At 70.9% G+C, this 26,044-nt stretch carries 27 protein-coding genes; 18 read left to right on the top strand and 9 right to left on the bottom strand.

Going from position 1 to position 26,044, the window contains the following annotated elements; all coding sequences use genetic code 11:
• Nucleotides 1–110 precede the first annotated feature (110 nt).
• Together ACWED2_RS24760 and ACWED2_RS24755 are read left to right on the top strand one after the other, a co-directional pair.
• The gene (locus ACWED2_RS24760) at nucleotides 111–1,397 is read left to right on the top strand and encodes an SDR family oxidoreductase (protein WP_449692866.1); all 1,287 of its coding nucleotides are present in this window, start codon (nucleotides 111–113) and stop codon (nucleotides 1,395–1,397) included.
• A gap of 14 nt (nucleotides 1,398–1,411) precedes the next feature.
• Entirely contained in the window at nucleotides 1,412–2,014 is a 603-nt protein-coding gene (locus ACWED2_RS24755) for a TetR/AcrR family transcriptional regulator (RefSeq protein ID WP_449692966.1), read from the top strand.
• Nucleotides 2,015–2,021: 7 nt separating this feature from the next.
• Here the strand turns inward: ACWED2_RS24755 and ACWED2_RS24750 are convergent, their stop codons facing one another.
• A complete protein-coding gene (locus tag ACWED2_RS24750; RefSeq protein WP_449692865.1) occupies nucleotides 2,022–3,170 on the bottom strand; it encodes a citrate synthase 2 in 1,149 nt (382 codons plus the stop codon).
• A 288-nt stretch (nucleotides 3,171–3,458) separates the two neighbouring features.
• On the opposite strand from ACWED2_RS24750, the gene ACWED2_RS24745 reads away from it, so the two are divergent.
• Genes ACWED2_RS24745 through ACWED2_RS24720 form a run of 6 tightly spaced genes read left to right on the top strand, consistent with a single transcriptional unit; the run spans nucleotide 3,459 to nucleotide 7,853 of the window.
• Nucleotides 3,459–3,761 (top strand): urease subunit gamma, encoded by a 303-nt coding sequence (locus tag ACWED2_RS24745; protein WP_020641633.1) that lies wholly within the window; start codon nucleotides 3,459–3,461, stop codon nucleotides 3,759–3,761.
• Between the two features lie 10 nt (nucleotides 3,762–3,771).
• Complete coding sequence (locus ACWED2_RS24740) at nucleotides 3,772–4,077, top strand: urease subunit beta (protein ID WP_020641632.1); 306 nt, start codon at nucleotides 3,772–3,774, stop codon at nucleotides 4,075–4,077.
• The gene (locus tag ACWED2_RS24735; protein ID WP_449692864.1) at nucleotides 4,078–5,793 is read left to right on the top strand and encodes an urease subunit alpha; all 1,716 of its coding nucleotides are present in this window, start codon (nucleotides 4,078–4,080) and stop codon (nucleotides 5,791–5,793) included.
• Entirely contained in the window at nucleotides 5,793–6,464 is a 672-nt protein-coding gene (locus ACWED2_RS24730) for an urease accessory protein UreF (RefSeq protein ID WP_449692863.1), read from the top strand. Before ACWED2_RS24735 ends, ACWED2_RS24730 begins: the two co-directional genes overlap by 1 nt.
• The gene (gene ureG / locus ACWED2_RS24725; protein ID WP_449692862.1) at nucleotides 6,454–7,149 is read left to right on the top strand and encodes an urease accessory protein UreG; all 696 of its coding nucleotides are present in this window, start codon (nucleotides 6,454–6,456) and stop codon (nucleotides 7,147–7,149) included. Before ACWED2_RS24730 ends, ureG begins: the two co-directional genes overlap by 11 nt.
• Nucleotides 7,146–7,853: an urease accessory protein UreD gene (locus ACWED2_RS24720; RefSeq protein ID WP_449692861.1), complete on the top strand. Its 708-nt coding sequence runs from the start codon at nucleotides 7,146–7,148 to the stop codon at nucleotides 7,851–7,853. Before ureG ends, ACWED2_RS24720 begins: the two co-directional genes overlap by 4 nt.
• Before the next feature lie 104 nt (nucleotides 7,854–7,957).
• On the opposite strand, the gene ACWED2_RS24715 is transcribed toward ACWED2_RS24720, so the two are convergent.
• The gene (locus ACWED2_RS24715; RefSeq protein WP_449692860.1) at nucleotides 7,958–9,058 is read right to left on the bottom strand and encodes a lipase family protein; all 1,101 of its coding nucleotides are present in this window, start codon (nucleotides 9,056–9,058) and stop codon (nucleotides 7,958–7,960) included.
• Between the two features lie 105 nt (nucleotides 9,059–9,163).
• Here ACWED2_RS24715 and ACWED2_RS24710 point away from each other — a divergent pair, with 105 nt between their 5' ends.
• A complete protein-coding gene (locus ACWED2_RS24710; protein WP_449692859.1) occupies nucleotides 9,164–9,874 on the top strand; it encodes a TetR/AcrR family transcriptional regulator in 711 nt (236 codons plus the stop codon).
• A 46-nt stretch (nucleotides 9,875–9,920) separates the two neighbouring features.
• On the opposite strand, the gene ACWED2_RS24705 is transcribed toward ACWED2_RS24710, so the two are convergent.
• Nucleotides 9,921–11,594, bottom strand: coding sequence for a purine-cytosine permease family protein (locus ACWED2_RS24705; protein WP_449692858.1), 1,674 nt, complete (start codon nucleotides 11,592–11,594; stop codon nucleotides 9,921–9,923).
• 229 nt (nucleotides 11,595–11,823) lie between these two features.
• On the opposite strand from ACWED2_RS24705, the gene pdxH reads away from it, so the two are divergent.
• The 3 genes from pdxH (at nucleotide 11,824) to ACWED2_RS24690 (ending at nucleotide 15,047) form a co-directional block, all read left to right on the top strand.
• A complete protein-coding gene (gene pdxH / locus ACWED2_RS24700; RefSeq protein ID WP_449663189.1) occupies nucleotides 11,824–12,501 on the top strand; it encodes a pyridoxamine 5'-phosphate oxidase in 678 nt (225 codons plus the stop codon).
• Nucleotides 12,502–13,201: 700 nt separating this feature from the next.
• A complete protein-coding gene (locus tag ACWED2_RS24695) occupies nucleotides 13,202–14,467 on the top strand; it encodes an MFS transporter (protein ID WP_449692965.1) in 1,266 nt (421 codons plus the stop codon).
• A gap of 13 nt (nucleotides 14,468–14,480) precedes the next feature.
• A complete protein-coding gene (locus tag ACWED2_RS24690; protein WP_449692857.1) occupies nucleotides 14,481–15,047 on the top strand; it encodes a DUF3558 family protein in 567 nt (188 codons plus the stop codon).
• On the opposite strand, the gene ACWED2_RS24685 is transcribed toward ACWED2_RS24690, so the two are convergent.
• The 4 genes from ACWED2_RS24685 to ACWED2_RS24670 are packed head-to-tail and all read right to left on the bottom strand — an operon-like array spanning nucleotide 15,048 to nucleotide 18,348.
• The gene (locus tag ACWED2_RS24685; protein WP_449692856.1) at nucleotides 15,048–16,058 is read right to left on the bottom strand and encodes a hypothetical protein; all 1,011 of its coding nucleotides are present in this window, start codon (nucleotides 16,056–16,058) and stop codon (nucleotides 15,048–15,050) included.
• 39 nt (nucleotides 16,059–16,097) lie between these two features.
• A complete protein-coding gene (locus ACWED2_RS24680) occupies nucleotides 16,098–16,940 on the bottom strand; it encodes an MBL fold metallo-hydrolase (protein ID WP_449692855.1) in 843 nt (280 codons plus the stop codon).
• Entirely contained in the window at nucleotides 16,937–17,770 is an 834-nt protein-coding gene (locus ACWED2_RS24675; RefSeq protein ID WP_449692854.1) for an MBL fold metallo-hydrolase, read from the bottom strand. The genes ACWED2_RS24680 and ACWED2_RS24675 overlap by 4 nt, the downstream gene beginning before the upstream one ends.
• Nucleotides 17,770–18,348, bottom strand: a complete 579-nt coding sequence (locus ACWED2_RS24670) for a TetR/AcrR family transcriptional regulator (RefSeq protein ID WP_449692853.1) — start codon at nucleotides 18,346–18,348, stop codon at nucleotides 17,770–17,772. The genes ACWED2_RS24675 and ACWED2_RS24670 overlap by 1 nt, the downstream gene beginning before the upstream one ends.
• 65 nt (nucleotides 18,349–18,413) lie before the next feature.
• On the opposite strand from ACWED2_RS24670, the gene ACWED2_RS24665 reads away from it, so the two are divergent.
• The 3 genes from ACWED2_RS24665 to ACWED2_RS24655 are packed head-to-tail and all read left to right on the top strand — an operon-like array spanning nucleotide 18,414 to nucleotide 21,012.
• Nucleotides 18,414–19,319 (top strand): aldose 1-epimerase family protein, encoded by a 906-nt coding sequence (locus ACWED2_RS24665; protein WP_449692852.1) that lies wholly within the window; start codon nucleotides 18,414–18,416, stop codon nucleotides 19,317–19,319.
• Entirely contained in the window at nucleotides 19,286–19,774 is a 489-nt protein-coding gene (locus ACWED2_RS24660) for a GNAT family N-acetyltransferase (RefSeq protein ID WP_449692851.1), read from the top strand. Before ACWED2_RS24665 ends, ACWED2_RS24660 begins: the two co-directional genes overlap by 34 nt.
• Before the next feature lie 20 nt (nucleotides 19,775–19,794).
• The gene (locus tag ACWED2_RS24655) at nucleotides 19,795–21,012 is read left to right on the top strand and encodes an amidohydrolase (protein ID WP_449692850.1); all 1,218 of its coding nucleotides are present in this window, start codon (nucleotides 19,795–19,797) and stop codon (nucleotides 21,010–21,012) included.
• 48 nt (nucleotides 21,013–21,060) lie between these two features.
• Here the strand turns inward: ACWED2_RS24655 and ACWED2_RS24650 are convergent, their stop codons facing one another.
• Both ACWED2_RS24650 and ACWED2_RS24645 read right to left on the bottom strand, forming a co-directional pair.
• A complete protein-coding gene (locus ACWED2_RS24650) occupies nucleotides 21,061–21,594 on the bottom strand; it encodes a Uma2 family endonuclease (RefSeq protein WP_449692849.1) in 534 nt (177 codons plus the stop codon).
• A 49-nt stretch (nucleotides 21,595–21,643) separates the two neighbouring features.
• Nucleotides 21,644–22,780: an acyl-CoA dehydrogenase family protein gene (locus ACWED2_RS24645; protein ID WP_449692848.1), complete on the bottom strand. Its 1,137-nt coding sequence runs from the start codon at nucleotides 22,778–22,780 to the stop codon at nucleotides 21,644–21,646.
• A gap of 145 nt (nucleotides 22,781–22,925) precedes the next feature.
• Here ACWED2_RS24645 and ACWED2_RS24640 point away from each other — a divergent pair, with 145 nt between their 5' ends.
• The 3 genes from ACWED2_RS24640 to ACWED2_RS24630 all read left to right on the top strand — a co-directional run bounded on the left by ACWED2_RS24640 (nucleotide 22,926) and on the right by ACWED2_RS24630 (nucleotide 26,005).
• Nucleotides 22,926–23,507, top strand: coding sequence for a TetR/AcrR family transcriptional regulator (locus tag ACWED2_RS24640; RefSeq protein WP_449692847.1), 582 nt, complete (start codon nucleotides 22,926–22,928; stop codon nucleotides 23,505–23,507).
• A 42-nt stretch (nucleotides 23,508–23,549) separates the two neighbouring features.
• On the top strand, nucleotides 23,550–24,491 hold the full coding sequence (locus ACWED2_RS24635; RefSeq protein ID WP_449692846.1) for a carbohydrate kinase family protein: 942 nt from the start codon (nucleotides 23,550–23,552) through the stop codon (nucleotides 24,489–24,491).
• A 197-nt stretch (nucleotides 24,492–24,688) separates the two neighbouring features.
• Nucleotides 24,689–26,005 carry a citrate synthase gene (locus ACWED2_RS24630; RefSeq protein ID WP_449692845.1) on the top strand — a complete coding sequence of 439 codons (1,317 nt, stop codon included), beginning with the start codon at nucleotides 24,689–24,691 and terminating at the stop codon, nucleotides 26,003–26,005.
• The last annotated feature ends 39 nt before the right edge of the window (nucleotides 26,006–26,044 follow it).

Genomic DNA, 26,044 nt, shown 5'->3' with positions numbered 1-26,044 from the left:
CCACGGGAAACCACGAAAACGCTGTCATACAAGCAAAAATCCGAACATCCGAGCTCGGGGAACCGCCGCGCGGGTGAACGCACTGTTGACAAGTTGTCTAACATGACAGAATGTCTCACAAGTGGGTGACCGCCAGCGACGGTGTCCGCCTCTCCGTGACCGTCGACGGCCGGAGCGACGGGCCTGCGGTCGTGCTCGTGCACGGCTACCCGGACAACAGCTCGATGTGGGCCGGGGTGGCCGCCGGGCTGGCGGACCGCCACCGCGTCGTCACCTACGACGTCCGCGGGGCCGGACGGTCGGGCAAACCGTCGGGACGCGCGTCCTACCGGCTGGACCAGCTGGCCGACGACCTTCGCGCCGTCATCGAGGCGGTGCAGCCGGCCGGCAAGGTGCACCTGGTCGCCCACGACTGGGGCTCGATCCAGACCTGGCACGCCCTCACCGGGGAGGGCCTGCGTGGGCGGGTCGCCTCCTACACGTCGCTGTCAGGGCCAAGCCTCGACCACGCCGGCGCGTGGTTCCGCGCCCAGCTGCGCCGCCCGACGCCGAAGCGGCTCAAGAACGCGCTGAGCCAGTTCCTGCACTCGTGGTACATCCTCGCGTTCCAGCTCCCGGTCATCCCGGACCTGCTGTGGCGCACCGGCCTGCTGGGCAAGCAGATCCAGCGGATGGAACCGGACGCGGCGCCGCCGGAGAAGTCCGACGGCCTGCACGGTCTCGAGCTCTACCGCGCCAACATGTTCACCCGCCTTTCGCTGCCCGCGCCCCGTGCCGTCGACGTCCCGGTGCAGGTGCTGGCGCCGACCGAGGACGCCTACGTCACGACGCCACTGCAGACCGAGGTCACCCGCTGGGTGCCCGACCTGCGGATCCGCCGGATCGTCGGGACGCACTGGGTGACCAGGGCGAAGCCGGCGGTGGTCGCCGCCGCGGCCGCCGAGCTGATCGGATACGCCGAAACCGGGGTGGAAAGCCGCGGGCTGCGCCGGGCCCGAGTGGACACCGGGCCGTTCGAGCACCGGCTCGTCGTGGTCACCGGGGCGGGCGGCGGGATCGGCCGGGCGACCGCGCTCGCGTTCGCCGAGCGGGGCGCCGACGTCATCGTCGCCGACTCGGCCGGTGCCGCGGAAACGCTGAAGCTGCTGGAAGACCACGGCGTAGCCGAGTACACAGTGGACTCTTCGGACGGCGAGGCCGTGCCCCGCTTCGCCGAGCGGGTCCGCGCCGAGCACGGCGTCCCGGACATCGTCGTCGACGATGCGGGCCTCCACGGCTCCCGCGCGTTCGCGCCGATGCTCGCCGAGCGCGCCGAAGGCGGCCAGGTCGTCAACCTCGCGTCGGCGGCCGTGCTGCGGGAAATCCTGCGTGCCGCGGAAAAGGGCCTCACGCCGTGAGCCGGCCGCGGCGGATGTCGCCGCAGGCCCGCCGCGACGACCTGATCCGCGCCGCGCTCGACCTGTTCGGCTCGCGGGCGCCGGAGCTGGTCACCGTGGACGACATCGTCGCGCGCGCCGAGGTGTCGCGGCCGCTGTTCTACCGGTACTTCGCCAACCTGCGCGAGCTGCAGGTCGAGGCGCTGCGCACGGTCACCGACGGGCTGATCGACGGCCTGGCCGGGCTCGAGGAGGGCCCGCCCGAAACCCGGCTCCGCGCCGCCGTGCGCGGCCTGATCGACGTCGCCGACCACTACCGCGCGGGGTACATCGCCCTGCTGCGCACGGGTTCGGTGATCGCGACTTCCGAAACGGACGCGGCGATCGACGAGGTCCGCAACCGCGCGGTGGCCTTGATCTTGGACGCCCTCGGCGTCTCCGACCCCTCACCGCTGCTTTCGCTCACGCTGCGTTGCTGGACGGCGGTCGTCGAGGGCGCCCTGCTGAGCTGGCTGCAGGAACGCAGCGTCGCGCGGGAAGACCTCGACAGCTGGCTGGTCGACCAGCTCACGGCCATGCTCACCACCACCGCACAGCACGAACCGGCCGGCGCCGCGGAGGCATCGGCCGGTTCGTGAGAAAGCGTCAGTGCTTGGTGACGAGCTCCCAGCCCTCGACGTCCTCGGGAGTGCGCGGCGCCGGGCCGACGTACTTGGCCGACGGCCGCACGAGACGTCCGGTGCGCTTCTGCTCCAGGATGTGCGCGGCCCAGCCGGCGGTGCGGGCCGAGCTGAACATCGCGGGCATCATGTGCGGCGGGACCTGCGCGAAGTCCAGGATGACCGCGGCCCAGAACTCGACGTTGGTCTCGATCGGGTGATCCGGACGCCGCTCGCGCAGCTCCTTCAGCGCGGCCTGCTCCAGCGCGGCGGCCGCCTCGTAGCGGGTCGCGCCGAGCTCCTGGCAGGTGCGGCGCAGCACGCGCGCCCGCGGGTCCTCGGCCCGGTAGACGCGGTGGCCGAAGCCCATCAGGCGTTCCTTGCGGTCGAGGATGCCCTTGACCAGGCCCACCGGGTCGCCGGTGCGCTCGACCTCTTCGATCATCGGCAGCACGCGCGCCGGGGCGCCGCCGTGCAGCGGGCCCGACATGGCGCCGATGGCGCCGGACATGGCCGCCGCCACGTCCGCCCCGGTGGAGGCGATGACGCGGGCGGTGAAGGTCGAGGCGTTGAGGCCGTGCTCGGCGGCCGACACCCAGTAGGCGTCCAGGGCCTTGACGTGCGCCGGGTCGGGCTCGCCGCGCCAGCGGACGAGGAACCGCTCGGTGATCGAGTGGGCCTCGTCGACGCGGGTCTGCGGCACCGCGGGCTGGCCGATGCCGCGCGCCGACTGGGCGACGTAGGACAGCGCCATCACCGAGGCGCGGGCCAGCTGCTCGCGGGCCTCTTCGTCGGTGATGTCGAGCAGCGGGCGGTAGCCCCAGATCGGGGCGAGCATGGCCAGCGCGGCCTGGACGTCCACCCGGACGTCACCGGTGTGCACCGGCAGCGGGAACGGCTCCGCGGGCGGCAGGCCGTGGCCGAACCGGCCGTCCACGAGGAGACCCCAGACGTCCCCGAAGGTCACCTTGCCGGCGAGGTCTTCGATGTCGACGCCGCGGTAGCGCAGCGCACCGCCGTCCCGGTCGGGTTCGGCGATTTCGGTGTGGAAGGCGACGACGCCCTCCAGGCCCGGTCGGAAGCCGTCGTCGGGTTGGCCGGACGGCTGAGGCTTGCTGATCGTGGAGGTAGTCACTGTTTCGCGGAACCTTTCGGTGCGCTTTTCCCCGGCTGGTTGGTGCTGGTCGCGCGGTTGGGACAAGCGCACTGAACGCGCGCCACATCGCACGGATGGATAGACCTTGCTCTCTTGGCGGGCGGGTGGCAATCGAAAGATGCGGTGGTTTCGGTCACGATTACGAGAACGATTCAGTCACCACCGCCTCCCGCCAGGAGAATTTTCACCACGCAGTGTGACGAAGCCCAGGTAAATCCTGTGTTTCCGAACCAGGCGCTGCCGCGTTTCGGGTGATAGACCTAGCGCATGCACCTCAGCCCGCAGGAGCGCGACAAGCTGCTCATCCACGTGGCGGCCGACGTCGCGCGGAAGCGGCTGGACCGCGGCGTCCGGCTCAACTACCCCGAGGCGGTCGCGCTCATCACCGACCACGTCCTCGAAGGCGCCCGCGACGGCCGCACGGTCAGCGAGCTGGTGGCCAGCGGCCGGACCGTGCTCTCCCGGGCGCAGGTGCTCGACGGCGTGCCCGAGATGGTCGACTCCGTGCAGGTCGAGGCCACGTTCCCGGACGGCACCAAGCTCGTCACCGTGCACGACCCGATCGTGTGAAAGGCAGCAGATGCACCCTGGCGAGATCATTCCCGGAGACGAGCCGGTCGAGCTGAACCCCGGCCGCGCGCGCGTCCGGCTGCTGGTGCGCAACCTCGGCGACCGGCCGGTGCAGGTCGGCTCGCACTACCACTTCGCGGCCGTGAACCCCGGCCTCGAGTTCGACCGGGACGCCGCCCGCGGCCACCGGCTCGACGTCCCGGCGGGCACGTCGGTGCGGTTCGAGCCGGGCGTCGAACGGGAAGTCGATCTTGTTCCCCTGGCCGGCGCCCGCCGGGTGCCGGGGCTGCGGTCCGAGTTCGCTGGAGAGTTCTAGATGCCGCAGATCGATCGCGAGCGCTACGCCGAGCTGTTCGGCCCGACCACCGGCGACCGGATCCGGCTCGCCGACACCGACCTGCTCATCGAGGTCACCGAAGACCGCTCGATGGGCCCCGGCGGCTCCGGCGACGAGGTGCTCTTCGGCGGTGGCAAGGTCATCCGCGAGTCGATGGGCCAGGCCACCGCGACCCGGGCCGAGGGCACGCCCGACCTGGTCATCACCGGCGCGGTGATCCTCGACCACTGGGGCATCGTCAAGGCCGACGTCGGCGTGCGCGACGGCCGGATCGTCGGCATCGGCAAGGCGGGCAACCCGGACACGATGGACGGCGTCGACCCGGCGCTGGTGATCGGTCCGTCGACGGAGGTGCTGTCCGGCAACGGCAAGATCCTAACCGCGGGCGGTATCGACTGCCACGTCCACTTCATCTGCCCGCAGCTGGTGGACACGGCGCTGGCGGCCGGACTGACCACTTTGGTCGGTGGCGGCACTGGGCCGAACGAGGGCACGAAGGCCACGACCGTCACACCCGGCGCGTGGAACCTCGGCCGGATGCTGTCCGCCATGGACGGTTACCCGGTCAACGTCCTGTTGCTGGGCAAAGGGAACACCGTCCGGCACGAGGCACTGCACGAGCAGCTGGCCGCCGGGGCGGGCGGGTTCAAGCTCCACGAAGACTGGGGCACCACCCCGGCCGCCATCGACGCCTGCCTGACCGTCGCCGACGAAGCCGGTGTCCAGGTGGCCATCCACACCGACACGCTGAACGAAGCCGGGTTCCTGGAGTCCACTGTGGACGCCATCGGCGGGCGGTCGATCAACGCCTACCACACCGAAGGCGCCGGCGGCGGGCACGCGCCGGACATCATCCAGGTCGTCTCGCTGCCGAACGTGCTGCCGTCCTCGACCAACCCGACCCGCCCGCACACCGCCAACACCCTCGACGAGCACCTCGACATGCTGGTGGTCTGCCACCACCTCAACCCGTCGGTGCCCGAGGACCTCGCCTTCGCCGAGAGCCGGATCCGGCCGACCACGATCGCCGCCGAAGACGTGCTGCACGACATGGGCGCGATCTCGATGATGAGCTCGGACTCCCAGGCGATGGGCCGGATCGGCGAGGTGATCATCCGGACGTGGCAGACCGCGCACGTGATGAAACGCCGCCGCGGCGCGCTGCCCGGCGACGGCGCGGCCGACAACCTGCGTGCGCGGCGCTATGTCGCCAAGTACACGATCAACCCGGCCATCGCGCACGGCATGGAGACCGAAATCGGCTCGGTCGAGGTCGGCAAGCTCGCCGACCTGGTGCTGTGGGAGCCGAAGTTCTTCGGCGTCCGCCCGCACGTGGTGCTGAAGGGCGGCTTCCCGGCGTGGGCGGCGATGGGCGACGCGAACGCGTCCATCCCGACGCCGCAGCCGGTGCTCGCCCGGCCGATGTTCGGTGCTTCGATCGGGGCCGCGCTGAGCCTGCACTTCGTCGCGCCGTCTGCTTTGGACAGCGGCCTGCGCGAGAAGTTCGGCATCACGCGGCCGCTGGTCGCGGTGTCGAACATGCGCGCGCGGACCAAGGCGGACATGGTGCTCAACGACGCCTCGCCGGACGTCCGCGTCGAGCCCGACAGCTTCGCCGTGCACGTCGACGGCGAGCTGATCGAACCGCAGCCGGTGACCGAGCTGCCGATGACGCAAAGGTACTTTTTGTTCTGATGGACCTCTCGGCACTGATCCTCGCGGACTCCCGCTTCCCCGGCGGTGGGCACGTCCACAGTGGCGGGTTGGAGGAAGTCGTCTCGCGCAAGCTGGTGACCTCCGTGCGCGACCTCCCGGGATTCCTTTCCGGACGGTTGCGCACGGCGGGCCACCTGGCGGCGGTTTTCGCGGCGGCTTCGGCGCACGCCGCGGTCACCCGGGGGAGCTGGTCGCTCTTGGACAGTGAGCTCGACGCGCGCACTCCTTCGCTCGCGCAACGGGAAGCGTCCCGGGCGCAGGGCCGCGGAACCGCACGCGCCGGCCGCATCGCCTGGCCTTCTCCTGTGCTGGACGCGTTGCTGGCCGAGACTCCGCGGCCGCACCACTCGATCGTGCTGGGTGCCCTGGTCGGCGTCGCGGGTGGTTCGCCGTACGACGCGGCGATGGCGGCCGCGTACCTGGCGGTCAGCGGACCCGCGAGCGCGGCCGTGCGGTTGCTGGGCCTGGATCCCTTCGCCGTCAACGCCGTTGTCGCGCGGCTGGACCTGGATTCGGTCTGTTCGTCGGCCGCCGCGGTGGCGGGCGACGACCCGGCGGCGCTGCCGTCGCCGGGTTCGCCCGCGTTGGATCTGTTCGCCGAGGCCCACGCCCGGCACCACCAGGAAGAGGTGCGTCTCTTTGCCAGCTGAAGGCCACGGTCACGGTCACGGCCACTTCCACGAGGTCAACTTCGACCCGACGGCCGCGGAACCCGACCACTACGAAGCGGCGCCCACGGCGGGCCGTGCCTACCGGATCGGCATCGGCGGCCCGGTCGGCTCCGGCAAGACGGCGCTGACCGCGGCGCTGTGCCGCGCTCTGGGCGACGAGATCAACCTCGCCGTCGTCACGAACGACATCTACACGACCGAAGACGCGGACTTCCTGCGCCGCGCGGGCGTGCTGGACCCGGCGCGGATCGAGGCGGTGCAGACGGGTGCCTGCCCGCACACGGCGATCCGCGACGACATCACGGCGAACCTCGACGCCGTCGAGCGGCTGGAGGAGAAGTTCCCCGGCCTCGACCTGGTGATCATCGAGAGCGGCGGTGACAACCTGACGGCGGTGTTCAGCCGCGGCCTGGCGGACAGCCAGATCTTCGTGGTCGACGTCGCGGGCGGCGACAAGGTGCCGCGCAAGGGCGGCCCCGGCGTCACGACGGCGGACCTGCTGGTGATCAACAAGATCGACATCGCGCACCTGGTGAACGCGGACATGGCGGTGATGACGTCGGACGCGCACCGGATGCGCGGCGAGCTGCCGGTGATCACGCAGTCCCTGGTGGACACCCCGGACGCACCGGCGGTCGCCGACTGGGTCCGTTCCCTGCTGTGAAGGCCCACGCGCGGCTGACGGCGTGCTTCGACGGCTCGCGCACGGTGTTGCGGGAGCTGAGCTCGATGGCGCCGCTGACGTTGTTCCCGCGACGGCGGTCCGGCTCGACGGCGGTGGTGCACCTGGTGAACTCGGCGACTTCGCCGCTGGGCGGTGACGACCTGCTGCTCACCGTCCGGGTGGGGCCGGGCGCGTCGCTCCGGTTGTCGGGGGTGGCGGCCACGTTGGCCCTGCCGGGCCTCCACGGCGAGTCCTCTTTGTCCACTGTGGACGTGGTGGTGGAGGAAGGCGGGTCGCTGGAGTACCTGCCGGAGCCGACGGTGGTCACCGCGCGGGCCCGGCACAATGCGGTGTTCCGGGCTGCGCTGGCAGCCGATGCGTACCTGCACACGCGGGAGGTGCTGGTGCTGGGGCGGGCCGGGGAAAAGCCCGGTTCGCTGTCGACTTCGCTGTCCGTCACGCGCGGTGCCGTGCCGGTGGTGCGGCAGACGCTTTCGGTGGGGGATGCGGGCTTGGACGGGAGCTTGGCGGTGCTGGCGGGCCGGCGGGTGCTGGCCACGGAACTGGAAGTCGGCGGCCCGGACTTGCCGGTGGCTTCGGGTGAGTGGTGGTCCCGCAGCACCCTCGCCGCGGGTGGCACGCTGGTGACTTCCCTGGCGCCGGACGCGGTTACGGCGATGAAGGGGCTGGCCGAGGCGTTCTGAGCAGCCCCCGTTTTCCACGCTACCGGGAAGGACCGACAGTTCCGGGTGGCCCGTGCCGCTCGCCGGGGAGGACCCCCTGCGTCCGTCCCCGGCGAGCGGAACCCTCAGAACTTCGTGCCCAGCCAGGTCATCGCCACCGGGCCGCCGATCGACACCCCGCCGATGTGCTCCAGCAGCGGGAACTCCTGCCACGTCACCCGCGCGCCGAGCGAGTTCCACCGATCGCGCAGTGCCGTTCCGACGCTGAAGGGGATCAGCTCGTCCAGCGTCCCGTGGTACAGGTACACCGGTGGCTTCGGGGCCGTCGTGCCCAGGTAGTTCTCCGCCAGGCGGGCCTGCCAGTGCGGCTCGTGGATCGGGTCCGGAACCGTCACGAAGTCCCGCAGGTGCGCGAACGGCGCCGCCGCGCCCAGTTCCACCGTGCACGCCTTCGACACCCGGGCCACCGCCTCGCGGCCGCGGTCGTTCAGGATCGACGCGAACGGGACGTCCGGGTACGCCGCCGCGAAGCCCGTCGCCGCGCCCAGGACCAGGCCGAACGCCGCGCCGCCGTCGTTCGACGCGAACACCGCGTTCAGGTCCGCCGGGACCCCGCCGGCCGCGACGCCGACCACGTTCAGCGAAGGCGCGTACGTCCCCTGCAACTCCGCCGCCCACGCCGCGGCCTGGCCGCCCTGCGAATACCCGAACACACCCACCGGGCCGGCCGGGGACAGCCCCGCGCCCGTCACCCGGGACGCCGCCCGCGCCGCGTCGAGCACCGCGCGGCCTTCGGACTGCCCGACCGCGTACGTGTGCGTGCCCGGGGTGCCGAGCCCTTCGTAATCGGTGACGACGACCGCCCAGCCCTGCGACAACGCCTGCGCCAGCAGCGCGCTTTCGTTCTCGATGCCGTGGGCGAGGAGGTTCGAGGGCGCGCACTGGTCGCCGAGGCCGTGCGTCCCGACCGCGTAGGTGATCAGCGGCCGCGGACCGCCCCGCAGCCACGGCGTCGGCGGCACCAGCAGCGTGCCGGAGACGGCGTTCGGGGCGCCGGTCGCCGAGGTCGAGCGGTACCGGAGGTGCCAGGCCTTGACGGGTGCCGGGAACGGGCCGACGAACACCGTCGTCGGCCGCTGTTCCAGGAGAACGCCTGGTTCGGCGTGTGCCGTGGGGGCGGCTGTCACGAACAGGAGCGCGACGGCGACCAGTAACCGACGAAGCATCGTTGCCTCCGGCTTTCGGTGATCGACTCAGTTTGGTAATCGAAGTTTTCACAATCTAGCCAGGCCGGTAGGATCCGGCAATCCCTCAGAAGGAGGACACAACCGTTGGCTCGCACGTACGGCGGCGTCGCACCCGAACAACGTCGCGCCGACCGCCGCGAGCGGCTGCTCACGGCCGGTCTCGAGCTGTTCACCACCGCCGGCTTCCGGCAGACGAAGATCACCGAGATGTGCGCCCGCGCCGGCGTCTCGACGCGGAACTTCTACGAGGAGTTCAGCGGCAAGGAGGACGTGCTGCGCACCCTCCACGACCGGATCAACAGCCTCGCGCTGGAGCACGTCACCGCGGCGCTCGACAAGGTCGCCGAGGCCGATGCCATGACCCGCATCGCCACGCTGCTGGACGTCTTCATCGACACGGTCACCGTGGACCCCCGGCTCCCGCGGCTCAACTACGTCGAAGCCGTCGGCGTCAGCGCCGAACTGGAGGAGCAGCACCAGGTGTGGGTCGACCGCTGGGCGACCTTCATCGAGACGGAGGCGCGGCGCGCGGCCGCCCACGGGGTGGCGCCCGACCGCGACTACCGGCTGACGGCGATCGCCCTGGTCGGCGCGGCCACCGGGCTGCTGCGCGAGTGGCAGGCGCACGAGCCGCCGCTGCCGGTCGAGGACGTCGGCGCCGAGCTGCGCGCGCTGATGCTGGCGGCCATCATGCGGCCCGGAAAGATCTTGGAAATCCCGGGCAACCCCGGCGCGCCCTCCGGCGTGGAACAGTCGAGCCGGGAGGGGGAGACGGGGGGACGCCGGCTCACGTGAGGGCCCTTTCCCGGCAGCGGATTCCGGGAAAGGGCCCTCACGGACATCACGTGGTGCGAACCGTCGGCAGGCCGAGCGCGACCGGGCCGGTCGTCTGGCACATGTCGTGACAGGTGTTGTCGAGCGTGCAGCACAGCGAGCAGATCGGGCCCTCCTGCTTCGCGCAGTCCGCGACGTCCGGCAGCTCGTACGGGTCGCCGCAGACCGAGCAGGTGTGCGTCGCGCGCAGGTCGACGTCGCTGTCCGGGCCGGCGACCGTGTTCGGCCGCGCGATGTAGTACTTCCCCTTCGTGGCGACGGCCAGCACCGGCACCAGGACGACGGCGATGACCAGCGCGAGCAGCGGGCTGAACGCGGCCAGGAACTGCCCGAACGCGCCGAAGTACGCCACGATCGACACCGCCGACGCGACCATCATCGACCCGAACCCGACCGGGTTGATCTTGTGCAGGTAGGCCCGCTTGAACTCGATGTAGCGCGGCGACAGGCCCAGCGGCTTGGCGATCACCAGATCGGCGCAGACGGCGCCGATCCACGCGATGGCGACGTTCGAGTAGAAGCCGAGGATCTTGTTCAGGAAGCCGAACGCGCCGAACTCCATCAGCGCGAGCGCGATCCCGCAGTTGACCAGCACGTACCAGACCCGGCCGGGGTGCTTGTGCAGCACGCGGGAGAAGAAGTTCGCGAACGACAGCGAGCCGGAGTAGGCGTTGGTGGTGTTGATCTTGATCTGCGAGACGACGACGAACAGCGCGGCGAACGTCAGCGCCACCGGCCCGAGGGCGGGCTTCACCGCTTCGAGGTAGGGCGCGATCGGCTCCAGCGCGTGCGTCTTCCCGACGACGCCGAGCGCGAGGAACGCCAGCAGCGCGCCGCCGATCTGCTTCGCGGCGCCGAGGATCACCCAGCCGGGGCCGGCGGCGAGCACCGCGGCCCACCACGCCCGCTTGTTCTCCGCCGTCTTCTCGGGCATGAACCGCAGGTAGTCGGCCTGTTCGCCGATCTGCCCGATCAGCGACAGCGCGACACCCATCCCGAAGCCGAACCCGATCGCCGAGAACCCGGCGCCGGCGCCCTCGGTACCCCCGAAGTGGGTGAATTCGGCGAACTTGCCGGGCTCCCGGACCAGCACGACGACGAACGGCAGCACCAGGCCGGCGATCCACAGCGGCTGCGTCCAGGTCTGCATCTTCGCCACCGCGCCCATGCCGTAGAGCGCGAAGGGCAGCACGATGAGCGTGGCCAGGAGGTAGCCGATGGGCAGCGGGATGCCGAGGGCGAGCTCGAAGGCCTGGCCCATGATCGAGCCTTCGAGCGAGAAGAAGATGACGGTGAAGCTCGCGTACACGAGCGACGTCAGCGTCGACCCGAAGTAGCCGAAGCCGGCTCCGCGGGTCAGCAGGTCCATGTCCACTCCGGACTTCGCGCAGGCGGCCGCGATGGGCACGCCGGTCACGAAGATGACGACGGCCGCGGCGAGGATCGCCAGGACGCCGGAGGTGAAGCCGTAGGAGAGGACGATGCTGGCACCGATCGCGAAGTCGGCGAGGTAGGCGATGCCGCCCAGCGCCGTCGTCGCGACGACGAACGGTGACCATTTCCGGAACGAATGGGCGGCGAAGCGCAGCGAGTAGTCCTCGCGGTTTTCGTTCGCCGCGAGCGGGGCGTAGCGGCGTTTCGGCGGGGTGCTCTTTTCGGCGCTGGACAGGATCTCGGTCATGCCTGCCTCCGGGGTGGTGGGGAACGGGCCGAAGGTAGGCGGGTCCTGTATCGATCCTGGTCCGGCGGGTAACGCGGGGGTTACACCTTGTTGTACTGCGGTTACAGGCTGGTGGAACGGACCGGGTGGCGGGTGTCACCGTTCAGTGGGTTCCGCTGCAGCTCGTGAAGCCTTAACGTGCGCAGGAGCCGAAGTGACAGCTGCCCCGACCGGGTACGGAGGTTTGGCGATGATGCCGGAGATCGAGGACCAGGTGGAAGACGCCGTAGTGCGCCTGCCGGGAATGCGCGTCGCCTACGACGGCGCGGCGTTCGACGAATCCGCGCTGGCGGCCACCTGGACCGACCAGCTGCAAGGCTGGTTGAACCAGGCCGTGGCCGCCGGCATCGCCGAACCGAACGCGATGGTGCTGGCGACGGCGGACGCCGAAGGCCGCCCATCGTCCCGCACGGTGCTGTGCAAGGGCCTGGACGACCGCGGCGTGGTGTTCTACACGAACTACACGTCGTCGAAGAGCCACGACCTGACGGCGACCCGGTACGCGTCGGTGACGTTCCCCTGGTACGCGCTCCACCGCCAGGTCCACGTCCGCGGCGAGGTCGAGAAGGTCGGCGTCAAGGAGACGGCGGAGTACTGGGCCCAGCGGCCGCGCGGTTCGCAGCTGGGGGCGTGGGCGTCGCCGCAGTCCCGGGTGGTCGACGGGCGCCGCGCGCTGGACAACGCGCTGAACGGGATCGAGCGCCGCTTCGCGGACGTGGAGCACATCCCGGCCCCACCGCACTGGGGCGGCTGGCGGATCCGCCCGGACCTGGTGGAGTTCTGGCAGGGGCGGGAAGACCGCATGCACGACCGGCTGCGGTACGTGCGGAACGACGACGGGTGGCACATCGAGCGCGTCGCCCCCTGAGTTCCCAGGGTGGCCTTGGGCGGCCTTGGGGTGGCTTTGGCGGCCTTGGCGGCCTGGGTGGCTTTGGCGGCCCTTGGGCGGCCTTGGGTGCGTCAGGCGGCTGTCCACATGCCGGTCGTGATGTGGACAGCCGGGCTGCTGCGGTGGCTTTTCGGGGTTTTTGCCGGTGGGGGCCGATAGAATGGACTTGGGGACGCCCCCCTGGGAGCGGTGGGGGATGTCTGGGTCTCCTGGGGGCCTGGTCCGCGGCGAAAATCGCATGCGCGTGGCTTGATGCCTCTTCCCCGTCCCAAGGTGGCCCGGGTCTCTTTGGCCGACGGGCTGTGTGGTGCCCACCACCCCGAAGCCGGAATTGTGACTACGGCCGGCAGTACCGCGTCAAGGCGGGAAAGCGTGCCTTGACCCGGCACTGCCGGCCGTGTTCTGGCTTCGGATCGGGGTTGCGGGAGGTCTGGGTGGCGGCCTGCCGCTCATGCCGGCATCCCGCCAGAGCGGCGAGGGGCGCGCTCCGAGGCCCGGGCCCGGGGTCCGGGGCCCGAGGTCAGGGCCTGAGGCCTGAGGCCCGAAGCCGAGGCCTGAAGCCCGAAGCCCGAAGGTCGAGGTCCGAAGCTGAGGCTCGAAGCCGTGGCGAGGTAAATCACCTGCGCGGAGATAGTTAGCCCGGCTAAGCTGATGTGTCGTGACTGGTGAACCGGGGACCTTGCCGCCCCGCTCGGGCATCCGGAAGCTTCTCGGCCGCATCGTTGTCGACACGCGGCCGCTCAAGATTCCGGCCTTTCGGCGGCTCTGGCTGTCCACTGTGGTCACCGCCGTCGGGACCCAGCTCACCGCCGTCGCCGTCCCGAAGCAGGTCTTCGACCTCACCGGGTCCTCCGCCTACGTCGGCCTCACCGGGCTCGTCGCCCTCCTTCCCCTCCTGGTCTTCGGGCTCTGGGGCGGTGCCGTCGCCGATGCCGTCGATCGGCGGAAGCTGCTCTTCGTCACCAACGTCGGCGTCGCCATCACCTCGGCTCTGCTCTGGCTCCAGGCCTTCGCGAACTTCGGCTCCGTCTGGCTCGTCCTCGGGCTGCTCGCCGTCAACCAGGCCTTCTTCGCGATCAACATGCCCACCCGCGGTGCCGTCGTCGCCCGGCTCGTGCCCGCCGAACTGCTGCCCTCCGCGAACGCCCTCAACACCACGATGTCCACCTTCGGCGCCGTCTTCGGGCCGCTGCTCGCCGGTGCGCTGATCCCCGTCCTGGGGCTCTCCACGCTCTACCTGATCGACGTCGTCGCCCTGACGATCACGCTCTTCGCCGTCTGGCGGCTGCCGTCCATCCCGCCGCTCAACGGTCCCTCGCGCCGCGCCGGCCTCCGCGACGTCGTCGACGGCTTCCGGTATCTCGCCGGGCAGAAGATCCTGCTGGCCTCCTTCGTCGCCGACATCATCGCCATGGTCTTCGGGATGCCGCGGGCGCTGATCCCGGAGATGGCCGAACGCACCTTCGGCGACCCGCCCGGCGGCGGCCCCGCGCTCGGCTGGCTCTACGCCGCCCTGCCGTTGGGCGCGATGCTGATCGGGCTGTTCTCCGGCTGGCTGACGCGCATCCACCGCCAAGGCGTCGCGGTCGTCGTCTCGATCTGCGCGTGGGGCGCCGCGGTGGCCGGGTTCGGGCTCGCGCACTCGCTCTGGCTCGCCGTCGTCTTCATGGCGCTCGCCGGTGCCGCGGACATGGTCAGCGCCGTCTACCGGATGGCGATCCTGCAGGTCGCGACCACCGACGAGATGCGCGGCCGGCTCCAGGGCGTCTTCACCGTCGTGGTCGCCGGCGGGCCGCGGATCGCCGACCTCACCCACGGCTGGGGCGCCGCCGCGTTCGGGACCACCGCCGCGGCGACCGGCGGTGGCCTGCTGGTCATCGTGCTCGTGTGCGCCTCGATGTTCGTGCTCCCGGCCTTCTGGCGATACCGGGCGCCCACGGCATAGGTAGGGTGCGGTCATGCGCACCCTAGTCGTCGCTTTTGTCGCTTTCGCCGCCTTGACCGCCTGCTCCTCCGGAGACGAGCCGTCGAAGGCTCCTTCGTCCTCCGCCGCCCCGAAGCCGGCCCCCAAGACGGCGCCGAGCACGAACGCCGCCGCCGCGGCGGCGCTCGACCCGTGCAAGCTGCTGCCCGCGGAGGCCGTCTCGAAGGCGCTGTTCCTCGACAACCTCAAGGCGGTGCCGGGCCCGGTCCAGGACAACGCGGCCAACGGCGGCAAGGCCCGCAACTGCGAGTACCAGCACGACGGCAAAGCCGCGGGCAAGCTCGCGGTGACCCGCTACGAGGGCAAGCAGGGCAAGCCCGCCGAGATGCTCGCGGCGATCAAGAAGGCGAAGCCGGGCGCGCAGGACGTCCCGGGCTTCCCGGACGGCGCCGTCTACTACGTCGACGGCCAGCAGGCCGCGACCCTCGTCTCGGGCGAGCTGGTGGCGGGCACGCCGGTGCTGGTCAACTACACCGGTCCGGCGAAGCTGACGCCGGAGCAGCTCGCCCCGCTCGTCAAGCAGGCCCTGGCGGCCGGCTGATCAAGCCCAGCCGACGAGCTGCCGCTCCCCGAGCGTGTCCGCGGGCGGCAGCTGCGGGAACGCGGGCCGCGCGACCGCGCCCGGCGTGACCGGCGACGAGAACCACTCGCCCTGGTAGGTCTGGTAGAGCACGGTGGCCTTGTCCGGCGAGGCGGCCACCTTGCCGATCATCGGCTCGGACTTCTCGACGAGCTTGGTCAACCGAGGCGTTCCGCCGTCGAGCGTCAGGCGCATCAGCACGCCGTGCTCGTCCGAGCCGGTGACGGCGGACATCAGCGTCGTCGTGGCGTCGAGCGCGGTGACGAATTGGTAGGTGGCTCCGGGCTCTTCGTAGTAGGCGTACGCGATGGCGCCCGACGAGTCGGCCAGATAAGCCAGGCCGTCGACGGCGTGCCGGACGTCCCGCCAGGTCAGCACCTCGCCTCGCGGTCCGATCCACCAGTCCTCGACGTGCTGGTCGGAGCTGCCGCTCGGCACGATGGCGGCTTCCATCGCCGGCCGGCCGAGCTGCCGGTAGTCGACGGAGTACACCGCCTTGTCGTCGTCGAAGTACAGCTTCGACCCGACGGGGCTGAACTGCGGGTTCCGGAACCTCGAGGCCCGTTCGCTCATCGACCGTTCCGGGGCCGGCACGGTGCCCGTGCGTTCGTACCTCCGGTCGGCGGTGTTGAGCTTGAAGACGTCGACGCCTTCGTCGGTCTCGAGCGTCGCGTACTGGCCGTCGGGCGAGACGAGATCCAGCTTGGTGGCCGGTCCGTCGAAGCGGTTCAGCGACGAGTCGTAGCCAGGCAAGGACAGGGTCGTCTTCGCGGCGCCGGAGACCGGATCGGCGAAGACGATCTCGTCGAAGCCGGACTTCTCGGAATGCTGCAGCAGGACGATGCCGGAGAGGTCGAGCGGCGCCGCTTCCGGTACTGCGGCCGCGGGCGTGACCGGGTCACTCCCGCATGCCGTCGTCAGCGCGGCCACCACCCCGAGCGCGGCCACGCACCAGCCGATCTTCGCCACCATCGAACCTCCTGTCGTCGGAGGTTCAGATGGGGCGGAAGATCATTCGGTTCCAGGGGACTGCCGGCGCAGCGCGGCCAGCTCGACCGGGCTGTGCGCCGAGAACACCGTGACCTCGTCCCGGTGGGTCCGCGCCAGCTCGTGCAGCCTCGCCAGGTTCTCCAGCCGCGGGCCGCGCAGGGTCTGGACGATGTTCTGGAACGCCGTCAGGCCCGGCGGGCAGTGCGGGGCGACCGGGTCCAGCTGCCCGTGGAAGAAGTACGCGTCGCCGGCGTGCAGGAGCCAGCTGTCGCCGGTGTCGACCGCCACGCCCGTGTGGCCGCGCGTGTGGCCGGTGAGCGGCACCAGCAGGATCTCCTCGGGCAGGCCCTTGAGCGACCGGACCGCCTCGAAGCCGAACCACGGCTCGCCCGTCTCGTCGTAGGTGCTCCACAACGGGCGGTGCGCGAACTGGGCCGCCCGGTAGCGGTTCTTTTCGGCCGCGTTCGCCGGGGAAGTCGCCGCGCGGTGCTCCTCGGCCCGGACGTGGACGACCGCGTTGGGGAAGTCGGCCAGCCCGCCCGCGTGGTCGACGTCCAGGTGCGTCGCCACGATGTGCCGGACGTCGGCCGGGTCGAGGCCCAGCGCCTCGATCTGCGCGACGGCCGTCTCGGCGGCCACGGGCTTCGCGCCGACCAGCGTCAGGAACGCCCCGCCCAGCCACTCGCCGGGGCGCGCCACGCCCTGGCTGCCGAACCCGGTGTCGACCAGCACCAGGCTGTCGCCGGTCTCGATCAGCAGGCAGTGGGCGACCAGCTCCGCCCGCCGCAGCAGCCCGGGCTCGCCGTCGAGCAGCTTGCCACCCGCCGGGCGCATCGTTCCGCAGTTCAGGTGGTGCACCTTCATACGCTGCTCCTGGTGCTCAGCCGGAGGAATTGGGTCTCGTCGTGCGCGGCGAAGACGGTGACCTCCTCGCCGTGCTCCTGAACAAGCTGGCGCAGGCGGCGGTGATTGTCCAGCCGGGCGCCGCGCACCGTCTCCATGTGGCCTTCGAACCACTTCAGCCCCGGCGGGCAGTGCGGCCCGGCCGGCTCGACCTGCCCGTGGAAGAAGTACGAGTCGCCGGCGTTGAGCAGCCAGCCGTGACCGGTGTCGACGGCGACCCCGGCGTGCCCGCGCGTGTGCCCGGACAGCGGAATCAGCAGGATCTCCGGCGGCAGGCCGTCCAGCGGCCGGACGGCGTCGAAGCCGAACCACGGCTCGCCGCCGTCCGCATAGGACATCCACTGTGGACCATGGGCGAACTGGATCCGGCGGTACCGGCCGCGTTCGTCTTCGCGTGGATCGGTGAACGCCCGCAGCTCCTCGGCGTAGACGTGCACGCGCGCCCACGGGAAGTCGATCAGCCCGCCGGCGTGGTCGAGGTCGAGGTGGGTCAGCACGATGTCACGGACGTCCGCAGGGTCGAAGCCGAGCGCGCGGACCTGCGCGATCGCCGGCTGCGCCGGGTCGGCGACCGGGTTGGACTGGCGGACGAACCCGGCGCCCAGCCAGGCCTCGCGATCGACGGCGGCCGGCGCGCCCATGCCCGTCTCGACGAGCACGAGCCCGGTGGCGGTCTCCAGCAGCAGGCAGTGGCAGACCATGGTGGCGCGCCGGAAGAGGCCCGGCCGGCCGTCGATCAGCCTGCCGCCCAGTGGGCGCATGGTGCCGCAGTTCAGGTGGTGGACGCGCATCAGGCGAACTCCCGGTCGAGGGTGGCGTGCAGGTGGGTGGCGACCGCGCGCAGCGGCGCGAGGTCGCGGCGGGTGCGGGCCAGCAGCAGCCCGCCTTCGATCGCGGCGAGCACGATGGTGGCGAGGTCGTCCGCCCGTTCTTCGGAAAGTCCTTGCCCGGCGAGGTATCCGCGGAGGAGTTCGTGCCAGGACGCGTAGCCGTCCACGCAGGCCTCCCGGATGGGTTCGCTCGCCCCGGCGGCGTCGAGGGCCACTGTCGCGAGTGGACACCCGCGCTGGAAGTCCGACTCGGTGAGGAACCCGGCGAGCGCGTCGACCGCGCGATCGATCCCGGTCGCGGGGTCGGGGGCGTCGGCCAGGACGGCTTCGAGCAGGGTGCCCGTGCGCTCGCTCGAAAGGCGGACTGCTTCGGCGGCGAGCTGCTCCTTGCCGCCGGGGAAGTGGAAGTAGAGCGAACCCTTGGGCGCGCCACCGGCCGTCGTCAGCTGGGTGAGGCCGGTGGCGTGGTAGCCCTGGGTCTGGAACAGGTCGGCGGCGGTGTCGAGCATCCGCTGCCGCGTGTCGGTGCGGCGAACCATGGCCGAACCGTAGCGCAAACTATGACGACCGGTCTAGTGACTTCACGGCTCGGTAAGGTCTGGGCATGGGCAACCCGACCGGTCAGCAGTTCGAGATCACCCGCGGCAACGCCCGCGCCGTCGTCACCGAAATCGGTGCCGGCCTGCGCGCGTTCGAAGTCGGCGGCGTGCCGTACGTCGAGGAGTTCCCCGAGGACGCGAAGCCGCCGATGGGGGCCGGGCAGGTGCTGCTGCCGTGGCCGAACCGGACCAAGGGCGGCCAGTGGACGTTCCAGGGGGAGACCCAGCAGCTCGAGGTGACCGAGGAGGCGCGCGGCAACGCGATCCACGGCCTGACCCGGCACCTCGAGTGGGAGCTGCTGGAGCACGCCGAGTCGTCGGTCACCCTGGCCGTCGACGTCGAGGTGCAGCCCGGCTGGCCGGTGCCCCTGCGCGCGACGGTGACCTACGAGGTCGCGCCGCGCGAACTGGTGGTCACCCACGAGATCCGCAACGAAGGCGAGCAGCCGATCGGCGTCGGCGTCGGCACGCACCCGTACTTCCGGATCGGCGACGCCCCCACCGACGAGCTGACCCTGACGTTGCCCGCGAGCCGCGTCCGGCCTTCGCTGCCCGACGAGCAGATGCCGTACGCCGAAGAGCAGGACGTCGAAGGCACGGAGTACGACTTCCGCGCCGGCCGCGTGCTGGCGGGCGTCAACCTGGACACGGCGTTCGGCGGCCTCGCGGCGGCCGAAGACGGCCGGCACCACATCGTCCTCGGCCACGAGGGTCAGGAGCTGCTGGTCTGGACCGGCCCCGACTTCCGCTGGGCCCAGGTGTTCACCCCGGACGACCTGGTCGGCCGCGGCCGGGCGGTCGCGATCGAGCCGATGACCTGCCCGGCCGACGCGCTCAACACGGGCACCGACCTGATCGAGCTGGAGCCGTCGGCGTCGTGGTCGGGCAGCTGGGGCATCCGGGTCCGGTGATCCGGCTGGGCCCCGCCGACGCGGGCGAGGTGCTGACGCTGCAGCGGGCCGCGTACGTCACCGAGGCCAGGGCGCACGGCGACCTGGACCTGCCGCCGCTGCTGGAGACCCTCGACGAAACGCGGGGCGCGCTCGCGGGCCTGTCCTGGGGCGTGCGCGAGTCCGGTCGCCTGGTGGCCTCGGTGCGGCTGACGGTGACCGGGCCGGTCGGGGTGATCGGCCGCCTGGTCGTCGCCCCGGACCGCCAGGGTTGCGGACTGGGTGGGTCGCTGCTGCGGTTCGCGGAGTCGGCGGCTCCGCCGGAGGTGACGCTGTTCCGGCTTTTCACCGGCTCGAAGAGCGTGGGGCCGCTGCACCTCTACGCCAAGCACGGGTACCGGGAGACGCACCGGACGCCCGAGAACAACCACGAGCTGGTGCACCTGGAGAAGACCCGCGTGCGCGACCCTGAGTGAGTTCGTTAGCGTGGCGAACTATGGCGAAGGCAATTGTCGGGGGCTACGTCGTCCCCATCGACGGTGACCCCATCGAGGGCGGCACGGTCCTGATCGACGGCGGCAAGATCGTCGCGGTCGGGACCGAGGCCGACGTCGACATCCCGGAGGACGCCGAACTGGTCGACGCGGCCGGCACCTGGGTGCTGCCCGGCTTCATCGACGCCCACGCCCACCTCGGCGTGCACGAGGACGGCGAAGGCTGGTCCGGCAACGACACCAACGAGATGACCGACCCGAACGGCGCCCGCTTCCGCGCCGTCGACGGCATCGACCCCTACGAGCCTGGCTTCGACGACGCGCTCGCCGGCGGCGTCACGAGCGTCGTCATCAAGCCCGGCTCGGGCAACCCGATCGGCGGCCAGACGATCGGCGTCAAGACGTGGGGCCGCAGCATCCTGGACATGATCTTCGCGGAGCACGTCAGCGTGAAGAGCGCGCTCGGCGAGAACCCGAAGCGCGTGTACGGCGAGAAGAAGCAAACGCCGTCGACGCGGCTCGGTGTCGCGGCGATCCTGCGCGAGGCGTTCACGAAGGCCCGCAACTACCAGGCGAAGCGCGCGCACGCGGAATCCGAGGGCAAGCCGCACGAGGTGGACCTGACGCTGGAGACGCTGTCGAAGGTCCTCGACGGCGAGCTGTACTGGGACCAGCACGTCCACCGCGCGGACGACATCGTGACGGCGATCCGGCTGGCCGACGAGTTCGGCTACAAGCTGGTGATCAACCACGGCACCGAGGGCCACCTGATCGCGGACCTGCTGGCTTCGCGGGACGTGCCGGTGATCCTCGGGCCGCTGTTCACCACGAAGTCCAAGGTCGAGCTGCGCAACCGCACGCTGCGCTCGGCGGGCATCCTGGCCCGCGCGGGCGTGAAGATCGCGATCACCACGGACCACCCGGTGATCCCGATCAACTTCCTGGTGTACCAGGCGGCATTGGCGGTGAAGGACGGCCTCGACCCGGCGACGGCCCTGCGGTCGCTGACGATCAACCCGGCGTCGATGCTGAACCTCGACGGGCAGATCGGCTCGCTGAAGCCGGGCCTGGACGCCGACGTGGTGCTGTGGAGCGGTGACCCGCTGGACGTGATGAACCGCGCGCTGCGCGTGTTCGTCCGGGGCGACGAGGTGTACCACTTCGACGAGTCGACCGGTGAGGGCGTGTCGAAGGACCGCCGGTACCGGGAGGCCCGCTGAGTTTCGGGCGGCACGCCGGTGACCGGGCGGTTCCGGCGTGCTGCCCGATCAGTCGAGGAGGACGTTGAGGTCGAGCTTGACCGGGAACGGGACGTCGGTGACGAAGGTCCCGGTGACCACGGTGGCCTCCCGGTAGCCCTCGCAGGCGACCAGCGATACCGGGCCGGTGATGTCGAGGATCCAATAGTGCGGAATACCGGCATCGGCATACTCGTCGCGCTTCACCCGGTAGTCGGTGCGCTTCGAATCCGGTGCCACGACCTCCGCGACGATCAGCACCTCGTCGGCCCGGAGCAGGCCGTGGCCGCGGTCGAGGGCGGCGCGGCCGACGACCATCAGGTCCGGACGGCGGGCGAAGCCGGGCCCGCCGTCCGGGGTCAGGCCCAGATCCAGGTCGTTCGCGACGACGAACGCCAGCCCCGCGGGCAGCTGCCGTTCGAGCTGGGCGGCCAGCAGGCACACCGCCACGTCGTGGCGGCGGCCGGAGCCCGGCGAGGTGACCACGCGGCCCTCCACCAGCTCCGTGAAACCGGTGCCGTCGAGCGCCGCGTACTCCTCGACGGTCAGCAGATGACCGGGCATGCCACCACGGTATCCGTCACCGAAGAGCGACACCGGTCGCTGGATCGGGCTACGCGTTCTTCAGCTCCCGCGCGATGACCACCCGCTGGATCTGGTTCGTCCCTTCGAAGATCTGCGGCACCTTCGCCTCCCGCATGTACCGCTCCACCGGGAAGTCCCGCGTGTAGCCGGCCCCGCCGAGGACCTGCACGGCGTCCGTCGTCACCTTCATCGCGCCGTCGGTCGCCACCAGCTTGGCGATCGACGCCTGGCGCTTGAACGGCATCCCGCGGTCCCGCCGCCGGGCCGCGTCCAGGTACAGCGCCCGGGACGCCTCCACCGTCGCGGCCATGTCCGCCAGCAGGAACTCGACGCCCTGGAAGTCGATGATCGGGCGGCCGAACTGCGAGCGGCCCTTCGCATAGGCCACCGCCTCGTCCAGCGCCGCCTGGGCCAAGCCCACCGCGCAGGCCGCGATCCCGAGCCGCCCGGAGCTCAGCGACGACAGCGCGATGCGGAGCCCGGCACCCGGAGCGCCCAAGAGCCGCGAAGAAGGCACCCGCGCGTTGTCGAAGATCATCTGGGCCGTCGGGGAGCCGGTCAGGCCCATCTTGCGCTCCCGCGGAGCCGCCGAAAGGCCGGGCGTGGCCCCGTCGACCAGCAGGCACGAGATCTCGGAGTCGCCCGTGCGGACCATCGTCGTGTAGAAGTCCGCCACACCCGCATGGGTGATCCACGCCTTGGTGCCGTTGACGACGTAGTCCGTGCCGTCGAGACGCGCGCGCGTCGAAAGTGCCGCCGCGTCCGAGCCCGCCTGCGTCTCCGACAGCGCGTACGCGCCCAGGAGCGAGCCTTCGAGCATGTCGGGCAGCCACTGGTCGCGCTGCTCGTCGGTGCCGTACTCGGCCAGCGCGTAGCAGGACATCGTGTGCACCGACAGCCCGACGCCGACCGTCATCCACGCGGTCGCGATCTCCTCCAGGACCTGCAGGTAGACCTCGTACGAGACCTCGCCGCCGCCCCAGCGCTCGCTGTACGGCAGGCCCAGCAGGCCGGACTTCCCGAGCAGGCGGAACTGCTCGCGCGGGAACTGCTCGGCTTCCTCGGCCGCCGCCGCCCGCGGCGCGAGCTCGTCGCGCGCGATCTCGGTGGCCAAGGCGACCAGGTCCTCGGCCTCCGGGGAAGGCAGCAGACGTTCGGCGGGCATCGGTGTCCTCCAAAACCGGAGTCTTTCGGGGGTCCGGGTGGCGGAGCCCCGGCTAATCACTGTACTGAAAACAGTACTGTGGGTCGGTCTAGAGTACTGTACGGCAGGACTGGGGTGGCCGGAAGACGTAGGAGATAGTGAGCCGATGCGCCCCGAACCCCGACGCCGCCCGACCGCCCGCCAGCAGGCGCTGCTCGGCGACCTCGAGGCGCTCTTCCTGGCCGAGGGCTTCGCCGTCTTCACCCTCGACGACCTCGCCGGCCGCCTGCGCTGCTCGAAGTCGACGCTCTACGCGCTCGCGCCCAGCAAGGAGCAGCTGGCCGTCCGGGTCGTCACGCAGTTCTTCCGCGGCGCCGCGGAGCGGATCGAGGAGCGCATCGCCGGGATCGACGACGCCCGCAAGCTCATCGGGGAGTACCTGGCCGGCGTCGCCGAGCACCTGAACCGGGCGTCGCCCGCCTTCATGCGGGACCTCGCCGAGTTCGGCCCGGCCCGGGAGGCCTACCAGCTCAACAGCCGGTTCGCCGCGCGCCGGCTCCGGCAGTTCATCGACCGGGGTGTCGCCGACGGGGTGTTCCGCGACGTCCACGCCCGGCTGGTGGCCGAGATGACCGGGCTGATCATCGAGGGCATCCAGACCGGCGTGCTCGCGCAGCGGACCGACGTGTCCGACGCCGACGCGTTCACCGCTTTGGGCGAACTGCTGCTCGGCGGCCTGAACAAATAGCGGACAGGAATTGTCAGCCGGAACTCCATTAAACTGCGCCGCGTGATCGTCGTAGGCGGAGAAGCTCTGGTCGACCTGGTTCCCGGCGACCCCCTCGATTCCACTGTGGACGGTGGGCTGCGCGCGTTGCTGCCCCGGCTCGGCGGCGGCCCGTACAACGTCGCGCTGGCCGCCGGGCGGCTCGGCGTGCCGGCGGCCTTCTTCTCCCGCGTGTCCACCGACCGCTTCGGCGACGCGATGGTCGAGCGGCTGCACGCCTCCGCCGTCGACACCTCACTGCTGCAGCGCGGCGACGAGCCGACGACGCTGGCCGTCGTGGCGCTCGACGCGAAGGGGGCCGCGCGCTACACCTTCTACGTCGAGGGCACCGCGGACCGGCTTGTCGCGGATCCCGGCCCGCTGGCCGATGATGTGACAGCGCTCTCACTCGGCACGCTCGGCATGGTCCTCGAGCCGGGCGCTTCGGCGTACGAGGCGATGCTGCGGCGCGAGTCCGCCCGCGGCGTGCTGACCGTGCTCGACCCCAACATCCGCGAGGCCCTCATCACCGACCCGGCCGCATACCGGGCGCGGTTCGCGTCCTGGCTGCCGGACGTCCGGCTGCTCAAGATCTCCGACGACGACGCCGCGTGGCTCACCGAAGGCGCCGACCCGGTCGCCGCCGCGAAGACGTGGACCGAGTCCGGTGTGGACGCCGTGGTGCTCACCCGGGGCGCCGACGGGCTCTCGGTGATCACCGCCGCAGGTGAGCTGGCCCACGTGCCGTCGCGGAAGGTCACCGTGGTGGACACCATCGGCGCGGGCGACACCGTGCACGGCGCCCTGCTGGCCTGGCTGCACACCCGCGAGGCCACCGACCTGGCCTCCCTCGACGCCGGCGCGTGGCGCGAAGCCCTCACCTTCGCGGCGAAAGCGGCGTCGATCACGGTGTCCCGCAGCGGTGCCGAGCCGCCCACGTCCGCCGACATGGCGGCCACCGTGTGAACCTGGTCCCAAAGGGGCCCCCAGGAGCAACGTCACCGCTGCGCGAAGGCGGGTTTCTCGACTAACGTTGAGGGGCATTCTTCATACCCCAGCGGGGCGGTGTGCAGCGAGGCGCCAGTGTTTCCTCGCGTGAACACGTGGCTACCTGTGGAACGTACAGGCGCCGCCGGCCCGTGCCCAACGTGAGAGGGACTTGCATGTCCGACGCGACGACTGCGGGGCAGTCCGGCGGAGAAACCGCGAAGCTGACCCTGCCGAGTGGCGAGCACGAGTTCAAGATCGTCCACCCGGTCGAGGGCGCGCCCGGGATCGAGCTGGGCAAGCTGCTGGCGCAGACGGGGTACATCACCTACGACCCCGGTTTCGTCAACACCGGTGCCGCGTCGTCCGCCATCGCCTACATCGACGGTGACGCCGGCATCCTCCGCTACCGCGGGTACCCGATCGAGCAGCTGGCCGAGAAGTCGACCTTCATCGAGGTCTCGTACCTGCTCATCTACGGCGAGCTGCCGACCGAGGCCCAGCTGGCCGACTTCACCGAGAAGATCCAGCGGCACACGCTGCTCCACGAGGACCTGAAGGCGTTCTTCAGCGGCTTCCCGCGCGACGCCCACCCGATGCCGGTCCTGTCGAGCGCGGTGTCGGCGCTGTCGACCTTCTACCAGGATTCGCTCAACCCGTTCGACGAGCCGAACGTGGAGCTGTCGACGATCCGGCTGCTCGCCAAGGTCCCGACGCTGGCCGCGTACGCGTACAAGAAGTCCGTCGGCCAGCCGCTGCTGTACCCGGACAACTCGCTCGGCCTGGTCGAGAACTTCCTGCGGATGACCTTCGGCTTCCCGGCCGAGCCGTACGACGTCGACCCGGACGTCGTCAAGGCGCTCGACCTGCTGTTCATCCTGCACGCCGACCACGAGCAGAACTGCTCGACCTCGACCGTGCGCCTCGTCGGCTCGTCCGAGGCGAACCTGTTCGCCTCGATTTCGGCCGGCATCAACGCGCTGTTCGGCCCGCTGCACGGCGGCGCGAACGCGGCGGTGCTCGACATGCTGGAGGGCATCCAGCAGGACGGCGGCGACGTCGCCAAGTTCGTCGAGCGCGTGAAGAACAAGGAAAAGGGCGTGAAGCTGATGGGCTTCGGGCACCGGGTCTACAAGAACTACGACCCGCGCGCGAAGATCATCAAGAACACCGCGGACGAGATCCTCGGCAAGCTGAAGGGCGGCGACCAGCTGCTCGACATCGCCAAGAAGCTCGAAGAGGTCGCGCTGTCCGACGACTACTTCGTTTCGCGGAAGCTGTACCCGAACGTGGACTTCTACACCGGCCTGATCTACCGGGCGCTGGGCTTCCCGACGAAGTTCTTCACGGTGCTGTTCGCGCTCGGCCGGCTCCCGGGCTGGATCGCGCACTGGCGCGAGATGATCAACGACCCGGCCACCAAGATCGGCCGCCCGCGGCAGATCTACACCGGCCACGCGACCCGGGACTACGTCCCGATGTCCGAGCGCTGATTCGATTCAAGCGAACGTCCCGCCGTGCACCCGCACGGC

It is taken from the genome of Amycolatopsis sp. NPDC005003 (genome assembly GCF_053600695.1).
The sequence above is the reverse complement of the archived record's forward strand: the minus strand, read 5'-3'. Positions and strand labels throughout refer to the sequence as shown.

What these genes read in the sequence shown, in the direction of transcription:
- ACWED2_RS24760 (WP_449692866.1), top strand. Translation starts at nt 111, where the DNA reads ATGTCTCACAAGTGGGTGACCGCCAGCGACGGTGTCCGCCTCTCCGTG.
- ACWED2_RS24755 (WP_449692966.1), top strand. Translation starts at nt 1,412, where the DNA reads ATGTCGCCGCAGGCCCGCCGCGACGACCTGATCCGCGCCGCGCTCGAC.
- ACWED2_RS24745 (WP_020641633.1), top strand. Translation starts at nt 3,459, where the DNA reads ATGCACCTCAGCCCGCAGGAGCGCGACAAGCTGCTCATCCACGTGGCG.
- ACWED2_RS24740 (WP_020641632.1), top strand. Translation starts at nt 3,772, where the DNA reads ATGCACCCTGGCGAGATCATTCCCGGAGACGAGCCGGTCGAGCTGAAC.
- ACWED2_RS24735 (WP_449692864.1), top strand. Translation starts at nt 4,078, where the DNA reads ATGCCGCAGATCGATCGCGAGCGCTACGCCGAGCTGTTCGGCCCGACC.
- ACWED2_RS24730 (WP_449692863.1), top strand. Translation starts at nt 5,793, where the DNA reads ATGGACCTCTCGGCACTGATCCTCGCGGACTCCCGCTTCCCCGGCGGT.
- ACWED2_RS24715 (WP_449692860.1), bottom strand. Translation starts at nt 9,058, where the DNA reads ATGCTTCGTCGGTTACTGGTCGCCGTCGCGCTCCTGTTCGTGACAGCC.
- ACWED2_RS24705 (WP_449692858.1), bottom strand. Translation starts at nt 11,594, where the DNA reads ATGACCGAGATCCTGTCCAGCGCCGAAAAGAGCACCCCGCCGAAACGC.
- pdxH (WP_449663189.1), top strand. Translation starts at nt 11,824, where the DNA reads ATGATGCCGGAGATCGAGGACCAGGTGGAAGACGCCGTAGTGCGCCTG.
- ACWED2_RS24690 (WP_449692857.1), top strand. Translation starts at nt 14,481, where the DNA reads ATGCGCACCCTAGTCGTCGCTTTTGTCGCTTTCGCCGCCTTGACCGCC.
- ACWED2_RS24685 (WP_449692856.1), bottom strand. Translation starts at nt 16,058, where the DNA reads ATGGTGGCGAAGATCGGCTGGTGCGTGGCCGCGCTCGGGGTGGTGGCC.
- ACWED2_RS24680 (WP_449692855.1), bottom strand. Translation starts at nt 16,940, where the DNA reads ATGAAGGTGCACCACCTGAACTGCGGAACGATGCGCCCGGCGGGTGGC.
- ACWED2_RS24675 (WP_449692854.1), bottom strand. Translation starts at nt 17,770, where the DNA reads ATGCGCGTCCACCACCTGAACTGCGGCACCATGCGCCCACTGGGCGGC.
- ACWED2_RS24670 (WP_449692853.1), bottom strand. Translation starts at nt 18,348, where the DNA reads ATGGTTCGCCGCACCGACACGCGGCAGCGGATGCTCGACACCGCCGCC.
- ACWED2_RS24665 (WP_449692852.1), top strand. Translation starts at nt 18,414, where the DNA reads ATGGGCAACCCGACCGGTCAGCAGTTCGAGATCACCCGCGGCAACGCC.
- ACWED2_RS24655 (WP_449692850.1), top strand. Translation starts at nt 19,795, where the DNA reads ATGGCGAAGGCAATTGTCGGGGGCTACGTCGTCCCCATCGACGGTGAC.
- ACWED2_RS24650 (WP_449692849.1), bottom strand. Translation starts at nt 21,594, where the DNA reads ATGCCCGGTCATCTGCTGACCGTCGAGGAGTACGCGGCGCTCGACGGC.
- ACWED2_RS24645 (WP_449692848.1), bottom strand. Translation starts at nt 22,780, where the DNA reads ATGCCCGCCGAACGTCTGCTGCCTTCCCCGGAGGCCGAGGACCTGGTC.
- ACWED2_RS24640 (WP_449692847.1), top strand. Translation starts at nt 22,926, where the DNA reads ATGCGCCCCGAACCCCGACGCCGCCCGACCGCCCGCCAGCAGGCGCTG.
- ACWED2_RS24630 (WP_449692845.1), top strand. Translation starts at nt 24,689, where the DNA reads ATGTCCGACGCGACGACTGCGGGGCAGTCCGGCGGAGAAACCGCGAAG.